Origin of the sequence: Delftia sp. DT-2 (genome assembly GCF_028401915.1) — a bacterium.
Classification (GTDB): domain Bacteria; phylum Pseudomonadota; class Gammaproteobacteria; order Burkholderiales; family Burkholderiaceae_C; genus Comamonas; species Comamonas tsuruhatensis.
The window spans coordinates 305,463-330,153 of record NZ_JAQOTI010000009.1; the positions used below are offsets into that span (position 1 = coordinate 305,463).

At 68.3% G+C, this 24,691-nt stretch carries 18 protein-coding genes; 6 read left to right on the forward strand and 12 right to left on the reverse strand.

Going from position 1 to position 24,691, the window contains the following annotated elements; all coding sequences use genetic code 11:
- Window position 1: 1 nt before the first annotated feature.
- The 3 genes from uvrA to PO605_RS18405 all read right to left on the reverse strand — a co-directional run bounded on the left by uvrA (window position 2) and on the right by PO605_RS18405 (window position 9,476).
- Window positions 2-5,959 (reverse strand): excinuclease ABC subunit UvrA, encoded by a 5,958-nt coding sequence (gene uvrA, locus PO605_RS18395; RefSeq protein ID WP_047470131.1) that lies wholly within the window; start codon window positions 5,957-5,959, stop codon window positions 2-4.
- Window positions 5,960-6,392: 433 nt separating this feature from the next.
- Window positions 6,393-7,382: a porin gene (locus tag PO605_RS18400; RefSeq protein WP_016450048.1), complete on the reverse strand. Its 990-nt coding sequence runs from the start codon at window positions 7,380-7,382 to the stop codon at window positions 6,393-6,395.
- Window positions 7,383-7,793: 411 nt separating this feature from the next.
- Window positions 7,794-9,476: an MFS transporter gene (locus tag PO605_RS18405; protein WP_016450047.1), complete on the reverse strand. Its 1,683-nt coding sequence runs from the start codon at window positions 9,474-9,476 to the stop codon at window positions 7,794-7,796.
- Window positions 9,477-9,779: 303 nt separating this feature from the next.
- Here PO605_RS18405 and PO605_RS18410 point away from each other — a divergent pair, with 303 nt between their 5' ends.
- The 3 genes from PO605_RS18410 (at window position 9,780) to PO605_RS18420 (ending at window position 12,664) form a co-directional block, all read left to right on the forward strand.
- Window positions 9,780-10,088: a DUF485 domain-containing protein gene (locus tag PO605_RS18410; RefSeq protein ID WP_012207753.1), complete on the forward strand. Its 309-nt coding sequence runs from the start codon at window positions 9,780-9,782 to the stop codon at window positions 10,086-10,088.
- Entirely contained in the window at window positions 10,085-11,818 is a 1,734-nt protein-coding gene (locus PO605_RS18415) for a cation acetate symporter (RefSeq protein ID WP_016450046.1), read from the forward strand. The genes PO605_RS18410 and PO605_RS18415 overlap by 4 nt, the downstream gene beginning before the upstream one ends.
- A 210-nt stretch (window positions 11,819-12,028) precedes the next feature.
- Complete coding sequence (locus PO605_RS18420; RefSeq protein ID WP_047470133.1) at window positions 12,029-12,664, forward strand: YbhB/YbcL family Raf kinase inhibitor-like protein; 636 nt, start codon at window positions 12,029-12,031, stop codon at window positions 12,662-12,664.
- Window positions 12,665-12,685: 21 nt separating this feature from the next.
- On the opposite strand, the gene PO605_RS18425 is transcribed toward PO605_RS18420, so the two are convergent.
- The 7 genes from PO605_RS18425 to PO605_RS18455 form a co-directional block, all read right to left on the reverse strand.
- The gene (locus tag PO605_RS18425) at window positions 12,686-13,339 is read right to left on the reverse strand and encodes a 3'-5' exonuclease (RefSeq protein WP_047470136.1); all 654 of its coding nucleotides are present in this window, start codon (window positions 13,337-13,339) and stop codon (window positions 12,686-12,688) included.
- Window positions 13,336-15,189: a putative nucleotidyltransferase substrate binding domain-containing protein gene (locus tag PO605_RS18430; RefSeq protein WP_272206721.1), complete on the reverse strand. Its 1,854-nt coding sequence runs from the start codon at window positions 15,187-15,189 to the stop codon at window positions 13,336-13,338. Before PO605_RS18430 ends, PO605_RS18425 begins: the two co-directional genes overlap by 4 nt.
- Entirely contained in the window at window positions 15,190-15,825 is a 636-nt protein-coding gene (locus PO605_RS18435; protein WP_272206722.1) for a DsbA family protein, read from the reverse strand. It lies immediately after the preceding gene.
- 33 nt (window positions 15,826-15,858) lie between these two features.
- A complete protein-coding gene (locus PO605_RS18440) occupies window positions 15,859-16,104 on the reverse strand; it encodes a DUF1289 domain-containing protein (protein WP_016450040.1) in 246 nt (81 codons plus the stop codon).
- Entirely contained in the window at window positions 16,101-16,604 is a 504-nt protein-coding gene (locus tag PO605_RS18445; protein ID WP_016452780.1) for a YbaK/EbsC family protein, read from the reverse strand. Before PO605_RS18445 ends, PO605_RS18440 begins: the two co-directional genes overlap by 4 nt.
- Window positions 16,605-16,606: 2 nt before the next feature.
- Window positions 16,607-17,548: a hydroxymethylglutaryl-CoA lyase gene (locus PO605_RS18450; RefSeq protein ID WP_272206723.1), complete on the reverse strand. Its 942-nt coding sequence runs from the start codon at window positions 17,546-17,548 to the stop codon at window positions 16,607-16,609.
- 109 nt (window positions 17,549-17,657) lie between these two features.
- The gene (locus PO605_RS18455; RefSeq protein ID WP_012207762.1) at window positions 17,658-18,566 is read right to left on the reverse strand and encodes a LysR family transcriptional regulator; all 909 of its coding nucleotides are present in this window, start codon (window positions 18,564-18,566) and stop codon (window positions 17,658-17,660) included.
- Window positions 18,567-18,657: 91 nt separating this feature from the next.
- Here PO605_RS18455 and PO605_RS18460 point away from each other — a divergent pair, with 91 nt between their 5' ends.
- The 3 genes from PO605_RS18460 to PO605_RS18470 all read left to right on the forward strand — a co-directional run bounded on the left by PO605_RS18460 (window position 18,658) and on the right by PO605_RS18470 (window position 21,633).
- Window positions 18,658-19,620 (forward strand): 3-hydroxyacyl-CoA dehydrogenase family protein, encoded by a 963-nt coding sequence (locus PO605_RS18460; protein ID WP_047474196.1) that lies wholly within the window; start codon window positions 18,658-18,660, stop codon window positions 19,618-19,620.
- Entirely contained in the window at window positions 19,617-20,498 is an 882-nt protein-coding gene (locus PO605_RS18465) for a 3-keto-5-aminohexanoate cleavage protein (protein WP_047474198.1), read from the forward strand. Before PO605_RS18460 ends, PO605_RS18465 begins: the two co-directional genes overlap by 4 nt.
- Window positions 20,499-20,598: 100 nt before the next feature.
- Window positions 20,599-21,633, forward strand: coding sequence for a Bug family tripartite tricarboxylate transporter substrate binding protein (locus tag PO605_RS18470; protein WP_047474200.1), 1,035 nt, complete (start codon window positions 20,599-20,601; stop codon window positions 21,631-21,633).
- 9 nt (window positions 21,634-21,642) lie between these two features.
- Here the strand turns inward: PO605_RS18470 and PO605_RS18475 are convergent, their stop codons facing one another.
- Together PO605_RS18475 and PO605_RS31030 are read right to left on the reverse strand one after the other, a co-directional pair.
- On the reverse strand, window positions 21,643-22,563 hold the full coding sequence (locus PO605_RS18475) for a 2-hydroxyacid dehydrogenase (protein WP_047474202.1): 921 nt from the start codon (window positions 22,561-22,563) through the stop codon (window positions 21,643-21,645).
- Window positions 22,564-22,633: 70 nt separating this feature from the next.
- Window positions 22,634-24,652 (reverse strand): acetyl/propionyl/methylcrotonyl-CoA carboxylase subunit alpha, encoded by a 2,019-nt coding sequence (locus tag PO605_RS31030; protein ID WP_209671731.1) that lies wholly within the window; start codon window positions 24,650-24,652, stop codon window positions 22,634-22,636.
- Window positions 24,653-24,691 lie beyond the last annotated feature (39 nt).

The window sequence follows — 24,691 nt, forward strand, 5'->3', positions numbered from 1 at the left end:
CTCAACGGGCCAGCACGGGCTTGAGCGCCTTGCCCGTGTGCGTGCCCGCAGCCACCAGATCCTCGGGCGTGCCGGCCGCAATGATGCGGCCGCCGTCCTTTCCGCCTTCGGGGCCGAGGTCGATGATCCAGTCGGCCTCGGCGATCACGTCCAGGTCATGCTCGATGACGACCACGCTGTGGCCCGCATCGACCAGGCGATGCAGCACGCGGATGAGCTTGTCCACATCGGCCATGTGCAGGCCCACCGTGGGTTCGTCCAGCACATAGAGCGTGTGCGGCGCCTTGTTGCCGCGCCGGGTCACGTCGTCGCGCACCTTGGTCAGCTCGGTGACGAGCTTGATGCGCTGGGCTTCGCCGCCCGACAGCGTGGGCGAGGGCTGGCCCAGCGTGAGATAGCCCAGTCCCACGTCCTTGAGCAACTGCAGCGGGTGGGCGATGCTGGGCATGCTGGCGAAGAACTCGACGGCCTCGTCCACCTCCATCTGCAGCACGTCGCCAATGCTCTTGCCGCGCCAGGAGACGGCCAGGGTCTCGGGGTTGAAGCGCGCGCCGTGGCAGACCTCGCAGGGCACCTTCACGTCGGGCAGGAAGCTCATCTCGATGGTGCGCATGCCCTGGCCCTCGCAGGCCGGGCAGCGGCCTTCGCCGGTGTTGAACGAGAAGCGGCCGGCCGCGTAGCCGCGCGCCTTGGCCTCCAGCGTTTCGGCATAGAGCTTGCGGATGGTGTCCCAGAAGCCGATGTAGGTGGCCGGGCAGCTGCGCGGGGTCTTGCCGATGGGGGTCTGGTCCACTTCCAGCACGCGGTCAATGCCTTCGAAGCCCTGCAGGCCCTTGCAGCCCGACAGCGCAGGCGCCTTGCCCGCGTCCATGGCATCGCGCCCGGCCTTGGTGGCGCGCTGGCCCACCCAGGCGGCCACATTGGCCAGCATCACGTCGCGCGCCAGCGTGGACTTGCCCGAGCCGCTGACGCCGGTGACGGCCACCAGGCGCTTGAGCGGCACGCGCGCATCCACGTTCTGCAGGTTGTGCAAATGGGCGCCGCGCACGGTCAGCCAGTCCAGTGCGTCGGAGGCGGGTTCGGCGTCGACAACGACAGGCACGGCCTTCTTTTTGGATTTGGATACCTTGACAGGCGCGGGTTCCGGCACCGGTTCGGCCACTGCTGCAAGCTCGGCGGCCGCCTGCGGCGGCTGGCCTTCGCCCACCCAGCGGCGCGGCTGGAACGGGTGGCGCATGGCGTGCAGCAGGTAGCGGCCCGTGATGGAGTCCTCGGCCGCCATGATGTCGGCCGCCGTGCCCTGGGCCACCAGGCGGCCGCCGCGTATGCCGGCGCTGGGGCCGATGTCGATGATGTGGTCGGCGCGGCGGATGGTGTCTTCGTCATGCTCGACCACGACCAGGGTGTTGCCCTTGTCGCCCAGCTTGTGCAGGGCGTTGAGCAGGATCTGGTTGTCGCGCGCATGCAGGCCGATGGTGGGTTCGTCCAGCACATAGCACACGCCCTGCAGGTTGCTGCCCAGTTGCGCGGCCAGGCGGATGCGCTGGGCCTCGCCGCCCGACAGCGTGGGCGCGCCACGGTCCAGCGTCAGGTAGCCCAGGCCCACTTCCTCGAGGAATTCGAGGCGGCTCTGGATCTCGGGAATGAGGTCGCGGGCAATGTCGGCCTCGCGGCCCGACATCGCCAGCGCCTGCACCCATTGGCGCACGTCGTTGACCGACAGCTGGGCGATCTCGGCAATGCCCACGCCATGGAAGCGCACGGCGCGTGCCGTGGCGTTCAGGCGTGTGCCCTGGCAGGTGGGGCAGGTCACTTCGGCCAGGTCTTCGATTTCCTGGCCTTCGAACTTGACTTCGCGGCCCCGGTTGTCCTCGACCAGCAGGGTGTCGTCATAGACCTTGCGCTGGTCCTTGGTGAGCTTGACGCCCGTGCCCACGCAGTCAGGGCACCAGCCGTGCTTGCTGTTGTAGGAAAACAGGCGCGGGTCCAGCTCGGCATAGCTGGTGGCACAGACCGGGCAGGCGCGCTGGGTGGAGAACACCTGCAGGCTGCCGATGCCGGCCGTGCTCCGGCCGCCGGCCATGGCATCGGCCAGGTTGTCCAGGCCGGACAGCACATGCAGCACGCCCTTGCCTGTTTCCAGCGCCTGCGCCAGGTGGCCGCGCAGCTCGCGCTCGCTGGCCGCCGTGACGGTGACGCTGGCCACGGGCAGCTCGATGGTGTGTTCCTTGAAGCGGTCGATGCGCGGGAATCCCGTGGTGGGCAGGAATTCGCCGTCCACTCGCAGATGGGTGTAGCCGCGTGGCCGAGCCCAGTCGGCCAGCTCGGTGTAGACGCCCTTGCGGTTGACCACCAGCGGTGCCAGCAGGCCGATGGTCTGGCCCCGGAACTGCGTGAGCAGCTGGGCCGCGATGCTTTCCTCCGTCTGCGGCTGCACCGCGGCGCCGTCGTGGATGCAGTGCTGCGTGCCCAGCTTGACGTAGAGCAGGCGCAGGAAGTGCCAGACCTCGGTGGTCGTGCCCACGGTGGACTTGCGCCCGCCGCGCGACAGGCGCTGCTCGATGGCCACGGTGGGCGGAATGCCGTAGACCGCATCCACCTCGGGCCGGCCCGCAGGCTGGACGATGGAGCGCGCATAGGCGTTGAGCGATTCCAGGTAGCGTCGCTGCCCTTCGTTGAACAGGATGTCGAAGGCCAGCGTGGACTTGCCCGAGCCCGAGACGCCCGTCACCACGTTGAACTTGCCGCGCGGGATCTCCACCGACAGCTGCTTGAGGTTGTGCTCCTTGGCGTTGACGATCTCGATGGCATTCCTGGCGGCCGCCCCCGACATGGCATGCGCCTTGCGCTGGCTCTTGTAGAGCATGGGGGCGACCTCGCGCACGGCCTCGCCGCCCACGCCCATGGCCAGGTCGTACTCGCGCAGCGCCTGGGCCGTGTGCGAGCCAGGCACCTGGCGCACTTCCTCGGGCGTGCCCTGGGCCACGATGGCGCCGCCGCCGTCGCCGCCTTCGGGACCGAGGTCGATCAGCCAGTCGCTGGCACGGATCACGTCCAGGTTGTGCTCGATGACGATCAGCGAATGGCCGGCCTCCAGCAGCTTGCGCAGCGCGCGCATGAGCTTGGCGATGTCGTCGAAGTGCAGGCCCGTGGTGGGCTCGTCGAACAGGAACAATGTGCCCTTCTTGGCCAGCGCCTGCTTCGACTTGGCCTGGGCCTTGGCGGCCTCCGCCAGGAAGCCCGCGAGCTTGAGGCGCTGGGCCTCGCCGCCCGACAGCGTGGGCACGGGCTGGCCCAGCTTCACGTATTCAAGGCCCACATCGACGATGGGCTGCAGGGCGCGGATGACCTCGCGGTCCTGGGCGAACAGCAGGGCCGCCTCGGCCACGGTGAGCTCCAGCACATCGGCCACGTTGAGCTTGCGCGGCTGCAGCTCGCCGGCCGCGTGGCGCTCGATCGTGACTTCCAGGATCTCGGGGCGGTAGCGCGTGCCGTTGCAGTCGGGACAGCGCAGGTAGACATCGGAGAGGAACTGCATCTCCACATGCTCGAAGCCCGAGCCGCCGCAGGTGGGGCAGCGGCCATCGCCGCTGTTGAAGCTGAACTTGGCGGCCGTATAGCCTCGCTGGCGCGACAGCGGCGCAATGGCGAACAGCTCGCGGATGGAGTCCCAGGCGCCCACGTAGCTGGCCGGGTTGGAGCGCGCCGTCTTGCCGATGGGCGACTGGTCCACGAACATCACGTCGCTCAGGTGGTCGGCGCCCAGCAGGCGCTCGAAGGCGCCGGCCGCATCCGTGGGCTTGCCGAAGTGGCGCATCAGCGCGGGCACCAGCACGTCCTGGATCAGCGTGGACTTGCCCGAGCCGCTGACGCCGGTGATGGTGACCAGTCGCTGCAGCGGAAAGTCCACGTCGATGCTGCGCAGGTTGTGCTCGCGCGCGCCTTCGAGGATGAGGCGCGGCGTGGACTCGGTCACCATGCGCTTGAGGCCGAAGCCCACCTGCTTGCGGCCGCCCAGGTAGGCGCCGGTCAGCGTGTCGGCATGGCGCAGGTCGTCGGGCGTGCCGTCGAAGACGATCTGGCCGCCGCGCGCGCCGGGGCCGGGGCCCATGTCGATCATGCGGTCGGCCGCGAACATCACGGCCGGGTCGTGCTCGACCACGACCAGGGTGTTGCCTGCATCGCGCAGGCGCTGCATGGCCTCGGTGATGCGTTCCATGTCGCGCGGGTGCAGGCCGATGCTGGGCTCGTCGAGCACGAACAGGGTGTTCACCAACGAGGTGCCCAGGGCCGTTGTCAGGTTGATGCGCTGCACCTCGCCGCCCGACAGCGTGCGGCTCTGGCGGTCCAGCGTGAGGTAGCCGATGCCCACGTCGCACAGGTACTGCACGCGCGCCATGATTTCGGCGTGCAGCATCTTGAGGGCCTGGGCCTCGCCGTCATGCAGCGGGGCATCGGCAGCCGGCGCCAGCTGCTGGAAGAAATCACGCAGCCGCACCAGGGGCAGCTGCATCAGGTCGTGCAGGCACAGGCCCGGCAGCGCTTCCAGCTGCTCGCGGCTCCAGGCCACGCCCTTCGGCATGAAGCGGCGGTAGCTGCCTTCGTCGCCGGGCGGCAGCACAGCATCGGCGGCCTGCTTGCCGCCCAGGCGCCACAGCAGGCTTTCGGTCTTCAGCCGCGCGCCGCCGCAGGTGGGGCATTCGGTATAGCTGCGGTACTTGGACAGCAGCACCCGGATGTGCATCTTGTAGGCCTTGCTCTCCAGGTATTCGAAGAAGCGCTTGATGCCGTACCAGGTCTGGGTCCACTTGCCATTCCAGTTGGGCGAGCCGTCCAGCACCCAGCTCTTTTGCGCGTCGGTGAGCTTGGCCCAGGCCGTGTCGCGCGGAATGCCTTCGGCCTCGGCGTGGCGCATCATGTCGTCCTGGATCTCCTTCCAGGCCGGTGTCTGCACGGGCTTGATGGCGCCCGTGCGCAGGGTGAGCTTGTCGTTGGGGATGACCAGCCCCCAGTCCACGCCGATCACGCGGCCAAAGCCCCGGCAGGCCTCGCAGGCGCCCACGGCGGAGTTGAAGGAGAACAGCGAGGGAATCGGCTCCTGGTAGCTCAGGCCGCTTTCGGGGCAATGCAGGCCCAGCGAGAACTTCCACAGCTGGGGTTCGGTGGGCTGGGCACCTGCGGCTTCCACGGCGGATTCAGGCAGCACATAGACCGTCATGTGGCCGCTGCCGCGCTTGAGTGCCACCTCGATGGCCTCGTAGGCGCGGGCGCGCTCGACGTTGCCCAGGCGGAAGCGGTCGGCCACCACGTCCAGCATCTTGACCTTGAGCGGCGCCGCCGCCTTGGCCTTCTTGCCCTTGGCGTCTGCGGCAGGCTCCACCGCGCCGGCCTTCTCGGCCTCGCGCTCGGCCTGGACCTTGGTGAAGCCGCTGGCCGACAGCCATTGCTCCACCTCGGCAGCCGTGGTGTTGGCGGGCAGCTCGACGGGGAAGGTGATGGCGATGCGCGGATCACCGGCCTGCCGGCAACGCTCGGCCAGCTCCTCCAGCACGCTGTCGGGCGTGTCGTGGCGCACGGGCACGGCGGTGTCGCGGTCGAACAGCTGCGCCGCACGCGCGAACAGCAGCTTCAGGTGGTCGTTGAGCTCGGTCATCGTGCCCACGGTGGAGCGCGAGTTGCGGACGGGATTGGTCTGGTCGATGGCGATGGCCGGCGGCACACCTTCCACACGGTCCACGGCCGGCTTGTCCATGCGGTCCAGGAACTGCCGCGCATAGGCCGAGAAGGTCTCGACATAGCGGCGCTGGCCTTCGGCATACAGGGTATCGAACACCAGGCTGGACTTGCCCGAGCCGCTGGGCCCCGTGACCACGGTCAGCTCGCCGGTACGGATGTCGAGATCCAGGTTCTGGAGATTGTGCTGGCGTGCGCCGCGAATTCGAATCAGACCGTGCGTCATGGATGTTGTGTGGTCAGTGGGAGCCAAACATTCTAGGCAGTCCATGCGTCAGGCATCGGACGCTTCTCAATACCTGTATTTTCATACAGGTTAAACAAAAAAAACGCCTCCTCAACGCATCCGCGCGACCATAAAAAAACCCCGGAACCAGTCCGGGGCTCGTGCCTCTTTCAAGGTCTTACTTGGCCATCTGCACGGAGGCAGGCATGGCCTGCCCGTCCGGCACGCCCTTCACCTGGGTGATGGCCAGCAGCGACACGACAACAAAGGCCAGGCAACCGGCCGCGATGATCCTCATGGGTATTTCCTTGATCAGGCTGTGAAAAGACGGGCCCAGACAAAAAGGCCCCGCACCTTTCGGTACGAGGCCTGATGGCAGGCAGGTGCTGATTGGAACAGACCTGCTTTGCTCGCGGCTTACGCCGCGCGGCGATCAGAATGCGTGACGCACGCCGACGGCGAAGGACGAGAAGTCCGCGCCCTTCACGCCGGTCATGTAGTTGGCGCCGGCCTTGTTGTCCACCTTGGTGTAGTAGCCGTAGACCTTGGTGCGCTTGCTCAGGTTGTAGTTGTAGCCCAGGGTCCACTGGTTGGCGCCGGAGTCGGCAATGTTGCTCCACTTGTTGGCGTGGCCCAGGTTCACGTGGAACTCGGAAGCGCCCAGGGTGTACATGCCCGACAGACGGAAGTTGTTGCGCGTGCCGCGGATTTCTTCGTCGTTGCGCTGGTAGTAGCCGCCCAGCACGAACTGACCGAGAGTGTAGGCAGCGCGGAAGGCCAGCTGCTTGTCTTCGTCGAACTGGCTGTAGCCGGCGCCCAGGGCCAGGGGGCCCACGTTGTAGTTGGCGGCCAGGTCGTAGCCGTTCTTCTTCTTGGCCAGGGCGGTGGCCTTCTCGTGCATGGAGACCGAGCCTTCCACCGTCAGGCCGCCGAAGTTGGGCGTGGTGTAGGAGATCTTGTTGGCGGTGCCCAGGCCGCTGGCGAACCAGACGGGATCGAAGTACAGCGCGTCGGAGGACGAACCCGTGTCATGGTTGTGCATGCTCACGTAGTCGGCCGTGGCGAAGTACGAGCCGGGGAAGAAGTTGCCCAGGCGCAGCATACCGAAGTTGCCCGACAGGTTCACTTCGCTCTGGCGGCCGAAGGTCAGCGCGCCGGTGGAGGAGGAGCCCATGCCGGTGTCGGAAGCGAAGCCGCTTTCCAGCACGAAGCCGGCCTTCAGGCCGCCGCCCAGATCTTCGACACCGCGCATGCCCCAACGCGAGGAGTTGTTCTCCATCTTGCTGACGCTTTCGTCACCGATCTTCTGGCGCTCGATCGTGGTGTTGATACGGCCATAGATCGTGACGCTGCTTTGCGCCATCACGGTGGTGGAACCCAGCACGGCCAGCACGGCCAGGGCAACGCGGTTCATCTTGATCATCTCGGCATCTCCTTGGGATTGTTGAGTGGGTATTCTTGAAATCTCAGGGCCGACTCCGGCTCTAGATCAGTGCCATTTGCGGCTGCTGCGAATTCTAGGTGCGGGCATGTCAAAAAATGTACGGCCGCCTCTGAAAATGCGCGATCTGATGCTTTGCTGCCACAGGCATGACATGGAAAACCAGTAGAAGCGCCATACGAAAAAGCCCATGGCAAACCGCCATGGGCTTTCGTCAATGCAGCGCCACAAAACACAGTCGGATACTGCGCACACCGCATGCAACCGGCGCGGCCCAACTCAGAGACGCCGAGCAAGAGCCGCCTCGCGGCGAGGGCGTCGTCCCCCTCCCGCGAAGCGAGAGAGGGCGCCGTGCATACGGGGGAAGGCGCGTCAGCGCCTCAGGGGGAGCCCTCAATCATTCGCGTAGATATCCACATCCTTGGTCTCGCGCAGGAACAGCGTGCCGATGATGGCCGTGGCGCCCGCGATGACGATGGGATACCAGAGGCCGCTGTACATGTTGCCGGTCTGGGCCACGATGGCGAACGACATGGTGGGCAGCAGGCCGCCGAACCAGCCATTGCCGATGTGGTACGGCAGGCTCATGGAGGTATAGCGGATGCGGGTGGGGAACAGCTCCACCAGCATGGCGGCGATGGGGCCGTAGACCATGGTCACGAGGATGACCAGGTAGGTCAGGATGGCGACCATCATCACCTTGTTCATCTTCGCAGGGTCGGCCTTGGTGGGATAGCCGTCCTCGGCCAGCACCTTGGCCACGGTCTTCTTGAACTCGGCGTCCTTGGCCTTGGCTTCCTCGGGGCTCAGGCCCTTGACGGAGAACGAGGGGATCTCGGTGCTGCCGATGCGGATGAAGGCCGTCTTGCCGGGAGCTGCGTCCTCGGAGTCATAGCTGACCGAGCCGGCGGCCAGCAGCTGCTTGGCCACGTCGCAGGAACTGGTGAACTTGGAAGTGCCCGTGGGATTGAACTGGAACGAGCATTCCTTGGGATCGGCAACGATCACCACCTTGCTCTTGGCCTGGGCCGCGGCCAGGTCGGGGTTGGCCGCCTCGGTCAGCGCCTTGAACACGGGAAAGTAGGTCACCACGGCCAGCACGCAGCCCAGCATGATGATGGGCTTGCGGCCTATCTTGTCGGACAGCGAACCGAAGATCACGAAGAACGGCGTGCCGATGATCAGTGCCGCCGCGATCAGCAGGTTGGCCGTCACCGCATCGACCTTGAGCTGCTGGGTCAGGAAGAACAGCGCATAGAACTGGCCCGTGTACCAGACGACAGCCTGGCCGGCGGTCAGGCCGATCAGCGCCAGGATCACGATCTTGAGGTTGCGCCACTGGCCGAAGGACTCGGACAGCGGAGCCTTGGAGACCTTGCCCTCGGCCTTCATCTTCTGGAAGGCTGGCGACTCGGACAGCGTCATGCGGATCCACACCGAGATGCCCAGCAGCACGATGGACAGCAGGAAGGGAATGCGCCAGCCCCAGTCCGCGAAGGCCTGCTCGCCGATGGAGGTGCGCACGCCCAGGATCACCAGCAGCGACAGGAACAGGCCCAGCGTTGCCGTGGTCTGTATCCACGAGGTGTAGGCGCCGCGCTTGCCGTGCGGCGCGTGCTCGGCCACATAGGTGGCCGCACCGCCGTACTCGCCGCCCAGGGCCAGGCCCTGCAGCATGCGCAGGCCGATGAGGATCACCGGCGCCGCCACGCCGATGCTGGCGTAGGTGGGCAGGATGCCGACGATGAAGGTCGACAGGCCCATGATCAGGATGGTCACGAGGAAGGTGTACTTGCGCCCGATCATGTCGCCCAGCCGCCCGAACACCAGTGCGCCGAAGGGCCGCACGATGAAGCCGGCCGCGAAGGCCAGCAGCGCGAAGATGAAGGCCGATCCCGCATCGAGCCCGCTGAAGAATTGCTTGGCGATGATGGCCGCCAGCGATCCGTAGAGATAGAAGTCGTACCACTCGAATACCGTGCCTAGCGACGAGGCAAAGATCACCTTGCGTTCTTCCGGAGTCATGGGCCGCGGGGTCGCCTTGACCCCCGCGCCTTGCGATGCGTTGATAGCCATGTCTGTCTCCTTGATTTATTGAATATTTAGCGGGCTTGCCATAGGCCCGCCGATTCACTATCCGCCTGCCTGCTGACGCGAATCTGACTCACCTCTTACAGAAATTGACGGCGAACTGAACGATTTCTTACTAACCCAGCAGCAACCCTGATGCCGTCTTTTTCCATGTGAAAAGCACCGTAAAAACCCTGGCAAACCATGCTGCACTGCGTAAGCACTCGGTCAGAAGCGCTTTCCAGAATGCGCCGCAAGGCTGCAGATCCATGGGGCTGCCGCCGCGATTCCAACTTCAGGAGACAAACCATGACCGATCCGGTGGTAGACAAAATACAGCGCCATCCCAAATACCAGGAGCTGCGATCCAGACGCAATCGCCTGGGCCTTTTTCTGACGCTGCTGATGCTGGTCGTTTATTACGGCTATATCGCGCTGATTGCCTTCGACAAATCCTTTCTGGCCCAGCCCATTGGCGCGGGCGTGACCTCGCTGGGCATTCCTATCGCCATGGGCGTGATCGTGTTCTCGGTGATCGTCACCGGCCTCTACGTGCGCCGTGCCAATGGCGAGTACGACAAGCTCACCCAGGACATCCTGAAGGACGCCACGAAATGAAGAATTCCGCACAACGCATGCTGCTGGCGCCCGCCGTGGCGCTGGCCCTGACGGGGCCCGTGCTGGCCGCCGGCGGCGATGTCGGCGTGGCCGCCAAGCAGGCCACCAACTGGACCGCCATCATTCTCTTCACGGCCTTCGTCGTGGCCACGCTGTGGATCACCAAGTGGGCCGCGGGCCGCACCAAGTCGGCCGCCGACTTCTATACGGCCGGCGGCGGCATCACGGGCTTTCAGAACGGCCTGGCGATTGCGGGCGACTACATGTCGGCCGCCTCCTTCCTGGGCATCTCGGCCTCGGTCATGGCCAGCGGCTATGACGGCCTCATCTACTCCATCGGCTTCCTGGTGGGCTGGCCCATCCTGACGTTCCTGCTGGCCGAGCGCCTGCGCAACCTGGGCAAGTTCACCTTCGCCGACGTGGCCGGCTACCGCTTCTCCCAGACACCGTTCCGCGCCTTCGCGGCCAGCGGCACGCTGGTGGTGGTGGCCTTCTACCTGATCGCGCAGATGGTGGGCGCGGGCCAGTTAATCAAGCTGCTGTTCGGCCTGGACTACTGGATCGCCGTGGTGCTGGTGGGCGGCCTGATGATGATCTACGTGCTGTTCGGCGGCATGACGGCCACGACCTGGGTGCAGATCATCAAGGCCTGCATGCTGCTGGCCGGCGTGACCTTCATGGGCTTCATGGTGCTGGCCAAGTACGGCTTCAGCCCCGAGGCGCTGTTCGCCGAAGGCGTGCGCGTGCGCTCCGAGATCGCTGCCAACAACGGCGCCGACCCCTCGGCCGCCGCCAAGGCGGGCCTGGCCATCATGGGCCCGGGCGGCTTCATCAAGGACCCGATCTCGGCCATCAGCTTCGGCATGGCGCTGATGTTCGGCACGCTGGGCCTGCCCCACATCCTGATGCGCTTCTTCACCGTGCCCGACGCCAAGGAAGCGCGCAAGAGCGTGTTCTGGGCCACGACCTGGATCGGCTACTTCTACGTGCTGATCTTCATCATCGGCTTCGGCGCCATCACCCTGGTGCTGACCAATCCCGAGATGGCCGACACGGTCAAGGGCGTGATCCACGGCGGCGCGGGCACGGCCAACATGGCGGCCGTGCTGGTGGCCAAGAGCGTGGGCGGCGACGTGTTCTACGGCTTCATCTCGGCCGTGGCCTTCGCCACCATCCTGGCCGTGGTCGCGGGCCTGACGCTGTCGGGCGCCTCGGCCGTGTCGCATGACCTGTACGCCACCGTGATCAAGAAAGGCAAGGCCGACAGCGCCGCCGAGCTGCGCGTCTCGCGCATCACCACGCTGACGCTGGGCGCCATCGCCGTGCTGCTGGGCATCGTGTTCGAGAAGCAGAACATCGCCTTCATGGTGTCGCTGGCCTTCGCGGTCGCGGCCTCGGCCAACTTCCCCCCGCTGCTGCTGTCGGTGCTGTGGAAGGACTGCACGACCAAGGGCGCCGTGATCGGCGGCTTCATGGGCCTGGCGTCCTCGGTGGGCCTGACCATCGTCTCGCCCCCGGTCTGGGAAGCCACGCTGGGCAACCCTGCAGGCTCGGCCTGGTTCCCCTATGCATCGCCCGCGCTGTTCTCCATGACCATCGGCTTCGTGGGCGTGTGGCTGTTCTCGGTGCTCGACAAGAGTGCCCAGGCCGCCAGGGAACGCGCCGTGTTCCCCGCGCAGCAGGTGCGTTCGGAAACGGGTCTGGGAGCTTCGGGCGCCTCCGGCCACTGAGCTGCCGAAGCGGCAACCACGCACAAGCCGGGCCATGCGCCCGGCTTTTTTTCATCCCTCGCCACACCAGAGACACTCAGTTTGATCGGCTGGAGAAGCCTTTTGAGCGGATGGGCGATGTCCTGCATTTTCCCCGCCCCTAGACTCGGGGGTCTGCCGAGCGCTTCGTGCAGCATGACTTCTCTCTTCAACGCACAGGATCCATCCGACATGCAACTCACCAGCCAAAGCTTCCAGGACGGCCAGGCCATCCCCGGCGAATTCGCGTTCGCCGTGCCCGATGCGGCATCCCACGTGGCGCTGTCGTCCAACCGCAATCCGCACCTTGCCTGGAGCGGCGCACCGGCGGGCACGCAGTCCTTCGTCGTGGTCTGCCACGATCCCGACGTGCCCAGCCGCGGCGACGATGTGAACCAGGAAGGCCGCGAAGTGCCGGCCAGCCTGCCGCGCGTGGACTTCTTCCACTGGCTGCTGCTGGACATTCCGGCCGCCACCACCGAGATCGCGGCAGGTGCCCAGTCCGACGGCGTCACGCCGCGCGGCAAGAGCGGCCCGGCCGCCCCCGGCGGCCTGCGCCACGGCATCAACGACTACACGGGCTGGTTCGCGGGCGACGAGCAGATGAAGGGCGACTACTACGGCTACGACGGCCCCTGCCCCCCGTGGAATGACAGCATCGTCCACCACTACGTCTTCACCGTCTATGCGCTGGCCACGCCCACGCTGGCGGTCTCCGGCGAACTGACCGGCGCCAATGTGCGCGCGGCGCTGCAAGCCGGCCAGGTGCTGGGCAAGGCCAGCATCACCGGCCTGTACAGCCTGAACCCTGCGGTCTCCGCCGCTTGAGCGAACGCCTTTCCGGGCGCCCTACGTCGCGCCGGCCAGCCTGCGCAGCTTGATGAAGGCCAGCGCCGCCATCACGGCGTCGTTGAGCGCGTCGTGGGCCTCGCGCTGCGGCAGGCCCAGGTCGGCCATCAGCGTGGCAAAGCGCAGGTCGATCTCGGGCGCCTGCTGCTGCCAGGGCAGCAGTTGCCGGAAGCGGTGGTCGTAGTACAGGGCCGAGACTTCGATGCGCTCGTTGGGCAGGCCCGTGCACAGCCAGGGGCGCAGCACGCGCTCGATCATGGCCACGTCGAATTCCAGGTAGTAGCCAACCAGCGGGCGGCTGCCGATGAAGCGCAGCAGCTGCGCGAGCGCGTCCTCGATGGCCAGGCCCCGGGCCAGGTCGCGCTCGCGCAGGCGGTGGATGCGCACGCTGTCGCCGGGCACGCTGCGCGAGGGGCGCACCAGCAGCTCCAGGCGCTCGCTGGACAGGATGCGCTCTCCCACGATGCGCACGGCGCCGATGGAGACGATCTCGTCGCTGCGCACGTCCAGGCCCGTGGTCTCGCAGTCCAGCGCCACCCATTCGCCGGGCGGCGGCGCACCGAAAAGGAAGTCATAGGCGGGGTCCGCCAGCCTGCGCCGCTGCCAGTTGCGCCGCAGGCCCGCCACCCATTTCGACAGGGGTGCCGCGCTCATACCGCGTCCAGCCGCAGGCGCTGGCGCAGCAGTTCCCGAAAGCGCCGCACCACGGCCAGCGTGTCCTTGAGCAGGTCACGCTCCAGGCTGCTCAGGCGCGCCGGGTCCACATGGCCGGTGACGGGCCGGCCCAGGTCGATCTCGGCCAGGCCCGCCTGCAGGCGCAGGCCCATGAGAAAGTGCAGTCCTTCAAGCAGTTCGCGGCCCTGGACTTCATCGAGCACGCCTTCGGCCACCAGGGCCGCCAGGCGCTCGGCCGTTCCCGTGGCGGCGATGTGGTGGGCCAGCGCCAGGCTGCGCACGCCGTGGACGATGGGAAAGATGCCGGCCTTCTTGAGGTGCACGGGCGCCCCCTCGTCACCACGGCCCAGCAGCCGCTCCCACCAGCTGCCCGGCTCGTGCGCGAAGGCGTCGACGGCCGAGGCAAAGCGCGCCACCTGGGCGTCGCTGTCCAGGGCCAGCGCCATCAGGTCCCGCCGAACCTGCGCCAGCAAGGCTGCATCGCCTGCCACGGCGTGGGCGTCCAGAAAGATGGCCAGGTGCATCAGCCCTTGCGGGCTGGGCAGGATCAGCCATTCGCGCACACGACGGCCAAAGTCGGCCACCGTGCCGCGCCACAGCGGATTGCTGAGCATGATGCCGCCCGGGCATTCGGGGTAGCCGAAGCGCTGCAGCTGCGCGGAAAAGCGCGCGCAGATGGCGTCGAGGTCCTGGGGCGGCGCATAGCCGTCGCGCAGCAGCAGGCCGTTGTCCTGGTCGGTCTTGAGCAATTGCTCGCCGCGCCCCTCGCTGCCCATGACGAAGAGGCAGCTGTGGGCCACCAGGTCCGGCGGCGCCAGCATCTGCCAGGCACGCTCGAACAAACGGGCATTGAGCTGCTGCACCAGGCGCGCCATGAGGGCAATGCGCGTGCCGCCCCGGTGCAGGGCGGCCACCAGGCGCGTGATCTGGGCGGCGGCCTGCTCCAGCGCCTGCAGGTCGGCGGCCTGCTCGATCTGCACCGTGATGAGGTGGGAGTGGTTGGCCAGGAAGCTGAACAGGTCCAGCGCCTCCAGGATGCCCAGCACCTGGCCCTGTGCATCGAGCACGGCCAGCCTGTGCACGCGCGCACGCAGCAGCACGACCAGGGCATCGCCCAGCTGGTCGTCGGCGCGCACGGTGAACACGGGCTGGCTGGCGAATTCGCCCACGGCCAGCCGCTCCAGCGGGCGGCCGTCGAGGATGGCGCGCTGCAGCGTGGTGCCCGTGAAGATGCCCAGGCCGCCCTGCGGCAGTCCCGAGACCAGCACGCTGGTCGTGCGCTCTGCATGGAACAGGCGCACCACGGAGACGATGTCGGTGGCCGCATCCACCACATGGGCGGTACGCAGATAGGCCTGGTCCACGCGCGCCAGCGTCAGCGACTGCAATTCGTGCCGGTCGGCGCGCTGGGCCAATGTGCCCAGCTTGTGGCCCAGGTCGGAGAACAGCAGGGCGCCAAAGGCCGTGTTGCGCGCGATCAGCTCGCCCACGGTTTCGCGCGCAAGCTGGTAGGCGATGAGTTCCTCGGCCACGGTGAAGCGGCTGCCTGTGCGGCCGGCCACCAGGGCGCGGCCGTCGAAGCTGTCGTCGGGGCCGTAGCTGGCCAGCACCTCGTCGCCCTCGGTCTGCACCACATGGCCCTTGATGATGACGAAGAGGTGGGTGGGCGCCGAGCCCGCGTCCAGCACCACGGCGCCCTCGGGGAAGTAGGCGATGTCCACGCCATCGCGCACCAGCGCCTGTTCGTCGGGCGTGAGGCAGTCGAAGGGAGAGGCGGCGAAGTTGAACGCGTTGGGCATGGGGCGGGGCCGTTGTTCCAGCCCCGCCATTCAAACCTTCAGGCCTTGCTCCACGCTTGCAGCCGCGTCCCAGCCGTTGTCGAACCAGCCATCGCCTTCCAGGTAGGCGCGCAGCATGGGCAGGCTGTCCAGGCCCCAGAAGAGGCGGCCATCGACCTCCCAGGCCGGCACGCCGAACAGGCCTTGCGCGGCCGCGGCCTCGGTGTTCTCGCGCAGCAGGCGCTTGGCGTTGTCCGCCGCATCCGTGCGCAGCTGCGGCGCCAGCGTGGCGCGCAGGGCGTCGAGCCGCGCCGGGTCCAGCGCGTCGGCGCCGCCCTGCCAGACATGGCGCAGCACCGCGCCCGCGACGAAGCGGTTGACCGTGCCGTCGTCGCTGCATTCCAGCGCCAGGCGCAGCAGCGGCAGCGGGTTGAACGGATGGCGGGCCGGCATGTCCAGCCCCACGCCCGTGGCATGGCCCAGCCAGCTCACATGGCGGTAGGTCCACTCGCGCTTGCCCGCAATGCCGGCCGGCCCCGGGTTGGCATGGCGCTGCAGCAGCGCGCCCAGCAGCACGGGGCGGTACTGCATGTGGTGGCTGATGCCCTGCAGGGCCTGAGGCAGTTGCTCGAAGGCCAGCCAGGCATAGGGCGAGACGAAGTCGAGATGGAAGGTGATCTGCTTCATGGCGGCAGGCTCCTGCAGTGCAGTCCAGGGGGTCTAGGGGACGGCGACCGTGATGCCCGCACGCTCGAGCAGCGCGTTCCAGATGACCAGGCGCTGCGACGCATCGGACTTGGACCAGGCACGGATCTCGTCGATGGTGCGAAAGCACCCTTCGCAATGGCTGCGGTCCGGCGTCATGCGGCAGACCGAGATGCAGGGCGATGGCACGGGCTCGTCGTCAGCGCGCGCAGCGAAGGCTGCGCCGGCCTTGTGGGCCAGCATTTCCTTGGGGCCCATCATGCCGCCACCTCCTGCACCACGTCGGCCCAGGGCGCGCCGGCCAGGGCCTGCAGCGCGGCCGGCGTGGCCGCGAACACCGCATGCGGATGGCCGGCGGCCGCCCAGACGGTGTCGAAGCGCTGCAGTTCCCGGTCCACCAGGGTCACGGGCGTGTTGGCATGGGCCACGGGGCTGACGCCGCCGATGGAAAAACCCGTCTGCGCCTTGACGAAATCGGCGTCGGCACGGCCCACGGGGCCGACCAGGGCGGCGACCTTCTTCTCGTCCACGCGGCGGTCGCCCGAGGCCACGACCAGCACGGCCACGCCGTCGCTGCGGCGGCGGAAGATGATGCTCTTGGCCACCTGGCCCACGAGGATGCCCAGCTGGTCGGCCGCTTCCTGGGCCGTGCGCGCCGCGCCGTCCAGCATGCGCGGCCCCTCGCCATGGCCGGCCTGCTGCAGGAAGGCCGCCACGCGCTGCACGCCTTCGGGAAGATGGTGGAGTTCAGATCCGCACATGCTCACACCGCCTCGCATGCAGACGCGCTGGCGCGCTTGGTGAGCAGTGCCTTGCCCACGCGCGACTGCGTGGGGCGGCCCAGGTGGTCCCTGATGAACTGGCCGGCGTCAATCAGCTTGTCCAGGTCGATGCCGGTCTCTATGCCCATGCCCTGCAGCATGTAGACCACGTCCTCGGTGGCCACATTGCCTGTGGCGCCCTTGGCGTAGGGGCAGCCGCCCAGGCCCGCCACCGAGGTGTCGAACTGCCACACGCCCAGCGACAGCGCGGCCAGCGTGTTGGACACGGCCTGGCCGTAGGTGTCGTGGAAGTGGCCCGAGACATCGTCGATGGCGAAGTGCTGCAGCGTGGCCTCGATGGCCTTGCGCACCTTGACGGGCGTGCCCACGCCAATGGTGTCGGCCACGCCCACATGCTGCACGCCGATGCCCTTCATGAGGCCGGCCAGGTAGGCCACGCGCTCGGGGGCGATCTCGCCTTCGTAGGGGCAGCCCACGGTGCAGCTCATGGCGCCGCGCACGTAGATGCCCTGGGCGCGTGCGGCCTCGGCCACGGGGGCGAAGCGGTCGATGCTTTCGGCAATGGAGCAGTTGATGTTCTTCTGGCTGAAGGCCTCGCTGGCTGCGCCGAAGACCACGATCTCGTCGGGCCACAGTTCGCGCGGCGCCGACAGCGCGGCCTCCAGGCCCTTCATGTTGGGCGTGAGCACGCTGTAGCGCACGCCGGGGCGGCGGACGATGCCGGCCATGACTTCGGCGTTGTCGGCCATCTGCGGCACCCATTTGGGGCTGACGTAGCTGGTGACCTCGATTTCCTTGAGGCCGGCTTCCTGCAGGCGGTGCACCAGCTCGATCTTGACGGCGGCGGGCACGGGCTGTTTTTCATTCTGCAGGCCGTCGCGGGGGCCTACATCGACGAGTTTGACGCGGGAAGGAATGCTCATGGGGTGTTCTCACCGGGATGACGGGTACGGCCCCTATTGTCCAGTCTTGCAGGCCCGGGCACCACCCCATATCCTGCCGGGCCATGCACAACGGCTGCCAGCGCCCCGTTCAGCCCGGCAGGGCCGCCATTTCCTCGCGCAGCATCTCCACCATGCGCGCGGCAGCCGGCGACAGGCGGCGGCCGCTCAGGCGCACCAGGCCGATGGGGCGGCGCAGCACCGGCCGTGCCAGCGGGCGCGCCACCACCTCCGGCCGCTGCACCACCTGCGCGGCCAGCAGGGGCAGCGCGCTCACGCCCAGATCGGCAGCCACCATGGCCGCGATGGTGGCCAGGTGCTCCACGGCGTACTGGGGCGCAAAGCGTATGCCGTGGGTCAGCAGGGCCTCGTCGGCGTACTGCCGCACGCTGGTGCCGGCCGGCATGGAGATGTGGGGCAGATGGGCCACGTCGGCCCAGCCCAGATCGCCACGCCCGCGCGCCAGCGCATGGCCGCGGCCCAGCAGCAGCACGAAGCGGTCGGAGGCCAGGGGCAGGTAGTCCAGGTCGGCATAGGCGGGGTTGGCCGCCGTGAGCGCAAAGTCCACGCGGCCTGCGCGCACCATGTCGAAGGCCGGCCCGGCCAGGCTGTCGAACAGCTCCAGGTGCACGCCCGGATGCTCGGCCGCGAAGCGCGCCAGCACGCGGGGCAGCAAGCCCGCAGCCAGCGAAGGCAGGGCCGCCAGCGCCAGCCGCCCCACCTGCACCTGGGCCACCTCCTGCACGCGGCGCACGGTCTCGTCCATCTGGTGGCGCAGGATGCGCGCCTGCTCGGCGAAGACCTCGCCGGCCTGGGTCAGTTCCACGGCGCGCGTGGTGCGCTCGAACAGGCGCGCGCCCAGCATCTCTTCCAGCCGCGCCAGCGTGCCCGAGACGGCCGACTGCGACAGGTGCATCTGCAGCGCCGTGCGCCGAAAGCTCAGCGAATCGGCCAGCGCCAGAAAGACATCGACCTCGCGGGCCGACCAATTGATCTTCATGGCCGATCAGTTTATCGAAAAATGCGTCTTTACCGTTCAATAACGTCTGCCTAGACTGCGCCTCAAATCCATGAAATCAGCAGGAGACAGCATGCACAGCAGTTCGCCGCGCAACGCGCGCACGGTGGTCGTCGGGGGAGGCACCATGGGTGCCGATGTGGCCGTGGTCCTGGCCCGGGGCGGCGCCCTGGTGACCGTGGTCGACCCCGGCGCGGCACGGCGCGAGCTGCTGCTGCAGCACATTGCCATCGAGCTGGCCACGGCCGGCTTTGCCCGGTGCGCGTCCCAGGTCTCGGTCTGCGCGGCGCTGGAGGATGTGGCCTGGGACGGCGTGGCCCTGGTGGTGGAATGCATCACCGAGCGGCTGGATGCCAAGCAGGCGCTGTTCGCCGAACTTGAGGCGCATGCGCCGGCCGACGCCGTGCTGGCCAGCAACAGCTCGGGCTTTCCCATCAGCGCCATCGCCAGCGGCCTGCCCACGGCGCAGCGCATGCTGGGCCTGCACTTCTTCATGCCCGCCCATTTGGTGCCACTGGTGGAAGTGGTGCTGGGAGAGCGCAGCGACCCGGCCCTGGGCCAGTGGCTGCACGCCTTCATGCGCGGCTGCGGCAGCGTGCCAGTGCTGGTGAAGAAGGACAAGCCCGGCTTTCTGGCCAACCGCATGCAGCATGCGCTGTCGCGCGAGGCCTTCGCCCTCATCGACGAGGGCATTGCCTCGCCCGAGGATGTGGATGCCGCCGTGCGCTTCGGCTTCGGCTTCCGCTTCCTGGCGGCCGGCCCCGTGCTGCAGCGCGACCATGCAGGCATCGAGGTGCATTGCGCGGCCGCCGCCACCATGTACCCCACACTGTCCAACACCGATGTGCCGGCCCAGGCCCTGCGCGATCGCGTGGCGCGCGGCGATCTGGGCATGAAGACCGGCAAGGGCTTCTTCGACTGGCCCGAGGACCGCCGCCTGGCCGAGCGTGCCCGCTACGACGCGCTGCTGCGCCAGGGCCTGGCCCTGCTGGCCAGCGAGCTGCCGGTGCCGGAGCAGGCACAGGACACGCCATGAGCACGCCGGTCCCCACGTCAACCACGTCGCCCACATCGCCCACGTCAACCACGTCGCAGTGGAGCGACCCGCTGATCATCACCGTGGCCCCCAACGGCGCCTACAAGCAGCCGGCCGACCACCGAGCCCTGCCGATCACGCCGCAGGCGCTGGCCGCCACGGCACGCGCCTGCCTGGATGCCGGCGCGGCCATGATCCACATGCACATCCGCGACGCCCGGGGACGCCACAGCCTGGATGTGGACGGCTACCGCGAAGCCTGGCGCGTGGTGCGCGAGGCCGTGGGCACGGACATGGTGGTGCAGATCACCAGCGAGGCCGCAGGCGTCTACCGCGCGCCCGAGCAGATCGCCATGGTGCAGGCGCTGCGGCCCGAGGCCGTCTCCATCGGCCTGCGCGAGATCGACCGGCCCGAGATCGGCGATGCGGGACTGGCGCACTTTTTCACGGGCCTGGTGCGCGACCAGGTCATGGTGCAGGTCATCCTCTACGACGTGGCCGACCTGCGCCGCTGGCAGGCGCTGCGCGCCCAGGGCGTGGTGCCCGAGGCGCCGTGGTTCCTGCTTTTCGTGCTGGGCCGCTACAGCGCGGGCCAGACCTCGCGGCCGCAGGACCTGCTGCCCTTTCTTGCGGCGCATGACGGCGGCGAGCCCTGGGCCGTGTGCGCCTTCGGCGCCACGGAAAACACCTGCATCGCGGCAGCCGCCGCGTTTGGCGGCCATGCGCGCGTGGGCTTCGAGAACAACCTGCTGACGCGGGACGGCCACACCGCGCCCGACAACGCCGCCCTGGTCCGCCAGGCCGTGGTGTCCGCCCAGGCGCTGGGCCGCCCCCTGGCCACGGCCGACGACATACGCCGGCGCTTCACACCGGGCTGAGCACCAGGCGCCTTACAGGCCCATAAGCCGATAAGCCGATAGGCCCATGAGCCCGCACAAGACGGGCCTTCCATTCCAACCACAGGCAGGAGACACAACCATGCAACAGCCCACCCACGGCACGCGGCGTGACGCCATCGCCAAAATCAAGGCAGCCACCGCATTCACGGCGCTTCCCCTGGCCTTCATGGCCCTGGGCCTGGCGGGCCAGGCCTCGGCCCAGACCCCGTCGCCGGCGTTCCCCAGCAAGACCATCCGCTTCGTCGTGCCCTACCCGCCCGGCGGCCCCACCGACCTGATGGCACGCATGCTGCAGCCCGAGTTGCAGCAGCGCCTGGGCGTGACCGTCATCGTGGAGAACAAGAGCGGCGCGGGCGGCAACCTGGGCAGCGCCGAGGTGGCCCGCCAGGCAACGCCCGACGGCCACACCCTGCTGCTGGCCGCCAGCGGCCCCATGGCCGTGAATTCCTCGCTGTACAAGAGCATGCCCTTCAACCCGCTCAAGGACCTGGAGCCCGTGGTGCAGCTGTCGGCCTTCCCGCTGGTGCTGGAGGTCCATCCCTCGCTGGGCGTCAAGACCGTGGCCGAGCTGCTGGCCCTGGCCAAAACGGGCAAGACGCTGAGCTTTGCCTCGGCCGGCAACGGCACGCCCCAGCACCTGGCGGGCGAGCTGTTCAACTCCATGGAGCAGGTCAAGCTGGGCCATGTGCCCTACCGGGGTGCGGGACCGGCACTCAACGACCTGATCGGCGGCCAGGTGGGCTTGATGTTCGACATCGTGGGCAGCTCGCTGCAGCACATCCAGGGCGGGCGCCTGATCCCGCTGGCCGTCACCTCGGCCGAGCGCAGCAAGGTGCTGCCCGATGTGCCCACCATGGCCCAGGCCGGCGTGCCCGGCTACCAGATCACGGGCTGGCATGGCATTGCCGTGCGCGCGGGCACGCCGCCCGCCGCCATCGACAAACTCAATGCCACGGTCAACGCCATCTTCAAGGACCCGGCCTTCCGCACGCGCTGGGAAGCCATAGGCACGCCGGCCGTGGGCGGCACGGCGGCCGAATTCGGTGCCTTGATCAGGAGCGACTCCCAGCGCCTGGGCGCGCTGGTGCGCAGCACCGGCGTGACGCTGGACTGAGCGCGCCCGTCAGTAGCCGCGCCGCAGGTCCACGCGGCCGCTCACGGCCTCGCCCCGGCTCAGCGCGGCGACCTTGCCCACGATCTGCTCCACGCTGTCGCGCGCCAGGGTGCGGGCCGAGGTGTGGGGCGTGAGCGTGATGCACGGATGCCGCCAGAAGGCATGGCCGTCGAGCAGCGGCTCGGTGCGGAACACGTCGAGCAACGCGCCGGACACTTGGCCCCCGTCGATGGCGGCGATGAGGTCCTCGTCCGCCACATGGCCGCCGCGTCCCACGTTGATCACATAGGCGCCCGGCTGCAGCAGGGCCAGGCTGCGCGCGTCGATGATGCTGTCGGTCTCGGGTGTCAGCGGCAGCAGGTTGACGAGGATGCGGGTGGCGCGCAGAAAGGCGTCGAAGTCCTGCGGGCCGCAGAAGCCCCGCACGCCGTCGATGGCATGCGGCGTACGGCTCCAGCCGTTGACGGGGAAATCGAACACCGTCAGCGCGCGCGCCACGCGCTCGCCCATGCAGCCCAGCCCCATGACGCCCACGGGGAAGTCCACGCGCCGAGGATTGGGCCGGTGCTGCCACAGGCCGGCGGCCATGTCTGCCTCGTAGCCGTCCAGGCCCCGGAAGAAGCGGATCACGGCCTGGCTGACGTATTCGGCCATCTGCACGGCCATGCCGGCGTCCTCCAGTCGGTAGACGGGCAGCCCGGCCGGCAGGCGCAGCGGCAGCAGCGCATCGACGCCGGCGCCGATGTTGAACAGGGCCTTGAGGCCCGGCTGCTCGTCGATGAAGCGCTGGGGTGGCGCCCAGACCAGAGCGTAGTCGGCCTGCGGCGCGCCCGGCGACCAGATGTCCACCTCGGCGCCCGGCAGGGCCGCGCGCAGTCCTTGCAGCCAGGCGTCGGGCCTGGTGTCTTCGCAGCAGAAAGTCACTCGCATAGGTGGCCAAGCCTAACGGCCTGGCGACGCCCACGCGCGACTTTTGCGCAAAACTGTCTTGCCTGCGGGCTCAGCTTTCCAGGCGCAGCAGCTCGGAGCCTTCGGTCACCTGGTCGCCGGGCGCATACAGCAGTTCGGCCACCACGCCGTCGCCGGGTGCGGCGATGGTGTGCTCCATCTTCATGGCCTCCATCACGGCCAGCGGCTGGCCCTTGCTGACCTTGTCGCCGGCCTTGACGGCAAAGGAGACCACCTTGCCCGGCATGGGCGCCGTCAGGCGGCCGCCTTCCGAATGCACATCGCCCGCATGGGCCAGCGGATCGGCCAGGCCCAGCACGGCCGCGCCCTGGGGAGCGAACACATGGCATTGCTCGCCCAGCACATGGACCTGGGCGCGCAGGCGCTGGCCCGCGAATTGCACGTCGAAGGCGCCGTCCCCGGCCTGTTGCCAGGACAGCAGGCCCTCGGCGAGGGACTCGCCCTCGCCCACGGCCAGTTGCAGCGCGCCGTCATGCAGGTAGCGCAGGCGCGCGGGCACGGCGGCCTCGCCCTGGCGGAAGTCCCAGCGCCGCTCGGCCACGCCGTGCGAGCGCCAGCCGTCGCGGCGGCTGAAGGGGTCGGCGGTTTCCTGCGCGCGCTCGGCCTGCAGTATCTGGGCCACGGCGGCGGCCACGGCCTGGGCCTGCGGCAGGCGCTGCTGGTGGAACAGATGCTGCTTCTCGCGCTCGATCAGCGCCGTGTCCAGCTTGGCGGTTGCAAAGGCATCGCTGGCGATGACCTGGCGCAGGAACTGCACATTGGTGGCCAGGCCCACGATGCGTGTCTCGGCCAGGGCGGCATCGAGCCGCGCCAGCGCCTGTTCGCGCGTGTCGCCATGCACGATGAGCTTGGCGATCATGGAGTCGTAGAAGGGGCTGATGGCATCGCCCTCGCGCACGCCGTCGTCCACCCGCACGTCGCCGACATGGAAGCTGGCGCAGTCGGGCTTGCGGTAGACATGCAGGGTACCGGTGGCGGGCAGGAAGCCGTTGTCGGGGTTTTCTGCGCAGATGCGCGCCTCGATGGCATGGCCGGTGATGCGCAGCTCGTCCTGGCGCTTGGGCAGGGGCAGGCCGCTGGCCACGCGCAGTTGCCAGTCCACCAGGTCCTCGCCCGTGATGGCCTCGGTCACCGGGTGCTCGACCTGCAGGCGGGTGTTCATCTCCATGAAGTAGAACTTCATGGCCTCGGGCTGGTCGTAGCCGCCGGGCTGCTCGACGATGAATTCCACCGTGCCCGCGCCCACATAGTTCACGGCCTGGGCGGCGGCCACGGCGGCCTCGCCCATCTTCTGGCGCAGCGCAGGCGTCATGCCGGGCGCGGGGGACTCCTCCAGCACCTTCTGGTGGCGGCGCTGCACCGAGCAGTCGCGCTCGAACAGGTAGACGCAGTTGCCCTGGGTGTCGCCAAAGACCTGGATTTCGATGTGGCGCGGGCGCAGCACGTATTTCTCGACCAGCACGGCGTCATCGCCGAAGCTGTTGATGGCCTCGCGCTGGCAGCTGGCCAGGGCGGCGGCAAAGTCCTCGCTGCGCTCGACCAGGCGCATGCCCTTGCCGCCGCCGCCGGCGCTGGCCTTGATCAGCACCGGGTAGCCGATGCGGTCGGCCTCGCGCTGCAGCAGCTGCGGGTCCTGGTCGGCCCCGTGGTAGCCGGGCACCAGGGGCACGCCGGCCTTTTCCATGAGCTGCTTGGAGGCCGCCTTCAGGCCCATGGCGCGGATGGCCGAGGGCGGCGGGCCGATGAAGACCAGGCCGGCATCGGCGCAGGCCTGGGCGAATTCCTCGTTCTCGCTGAGAAAACCGTAGCCGGGGTGGATGGCCTGGGCGCCCGTGGCCTTGGCGGCCTCCAGAATGCGCTCCCAGCGCAGATAGCTGTCCTTGGGGGCGCTGCCGCCGATGTGCACGGCCTCGTCGCAGGCCTGCACATGCTTGGCGCGGGCATCGGCGTCCGAGTACACGGCCACGGTGCGCACGCCCATGCGGCGGGCGGAAGCCGCGACGCGGCAGGCGATTTCACCGCGGTTGGCGATCAGGATCTTCTTGAACATGCGTTATCTCCAGTGTTTTCTCTGCAGCCCCGGTCATTC

Coding starts and splice junctions, on each gene's coding strand:
- PO605_RS18420 (WP_047470133.1), top strand. CDS start 12,029: ATGCAACTCACCAGCCAAAGCTTCCAGGACGGCCAGGCCATCCCCGGC.
- PO605_RS18430 (WP_272206721.1), bottom strand. CDS start 15,189: ATGGCGGGGCTGGAACAACGGCCCCGCCCCATGCCCAACGCGTTCAAC.
- uvrA (WP_047470131.1), bottom strand. CDS start 5,959: ATGACGCACGGTCTGATTCGAATTCGCGGCGCACGCCAGCACAATCTC.
- PO605_RS18440 (WP_016450040.1), bottom strand. CDS start 16,104: ATGATGGGCCCCAAGGAAATGCTGGCCCACAAGGCCGGCGCAGCCTTC.
- PO605_RS18425 (WP_047470136.1), bottom strand. CDS start 13,339: ATGAGCGCGGCACCCCTGTCGAAATGGGTGGCGGGCCTGCGGCGCAAC.
- PO605_RS18465 (WP_047474198.1), top strand. CDS start 19,617: ATGAGCACGCCGGTCCCCACGTCAACCACGTCGCCCACATCGCCCACG.
- PO605_RS18445 (WP_016452780.1), bottom strand. CDS start 16,604: ATGTGCGGATCTGAACTCCACCATCTTCCCGAAGGCGTGCAGCGCGTG.
- PO605_RS18415 (WP_016450046.1), top strand. CDS start 10,085: ATGAAGAATTCCGCACAACGCATGCTGCTGGCGCCCGCCGTGGCGCTG.
- PO605_RS18435 (WP_272206722.1), bottom strand. CDS start 15,825: ATGAAGCAGATCACCTTCCATCTCGACTTCGTCTCGCCCTATGCCTGG.
- PO605_RS18410 (WP_012207753.1), top strand. CDS start 9,780: ATGACCGATCCGGTGGTAGACAAAATACAGCGCCATCCCAAATACCAG.
- PO605_RS18455 (WP_012207762.1), bottom strand. CDS start 18,566: ATGAAGATCAATTGGTCGGCCCGCGAGGTCGATGTCTTTCTGGCGCTG.
- PO605_RS18400 (WP_016450048.1), bottom strand. CDS start 7,382: ATGATCAAGATGAACCGCGTTGCCCTGGCCGTGCTGGCCGTGCTGGGT.
- PO605_RS18470 (WP_047474200.1), top strand. CDS start 20,599: ATGCAACAGCCCACCCACGGCACGCGGCGTGACGCCATCGCCAAAATC.
- PO605_RS18450 (WP_272206723.1), bottom strand. CDS start 17,548: ATGAGCATTCCTTCCCGCGTCAAACTCGTCGATGTAGGCCCCCGCGAC.
- PO605_RS31030 (WP_209671731.1), bottom strand. CDS start 24,652: ATGTTCAAGAAGATCCTGATCGCCAACCGCGGTGAAATCGCCTGCCGC.
- PO605_RS18475 (WP_047474202.1), bottom strand. CDS start 22,563: ATGCGAGTGACTTTCTGCTGCGAAGACACCAGGCCCGACGCCTGGCTG.
- PO605_RS18405 (WP_016450047.1), bottom strand. CDS start 9,476: ATGGCTATCAACGCATCGCAAGGCGCGGGGGTCAAGGCGACCCCGCGG.
- PO605_RS18460 (WP_047474196.1), top strand. CDS start 18,658: ATGCACAGCAGTTCGCCGCGCAACGCGCGCACGGTGGTCGTCGGGGGA.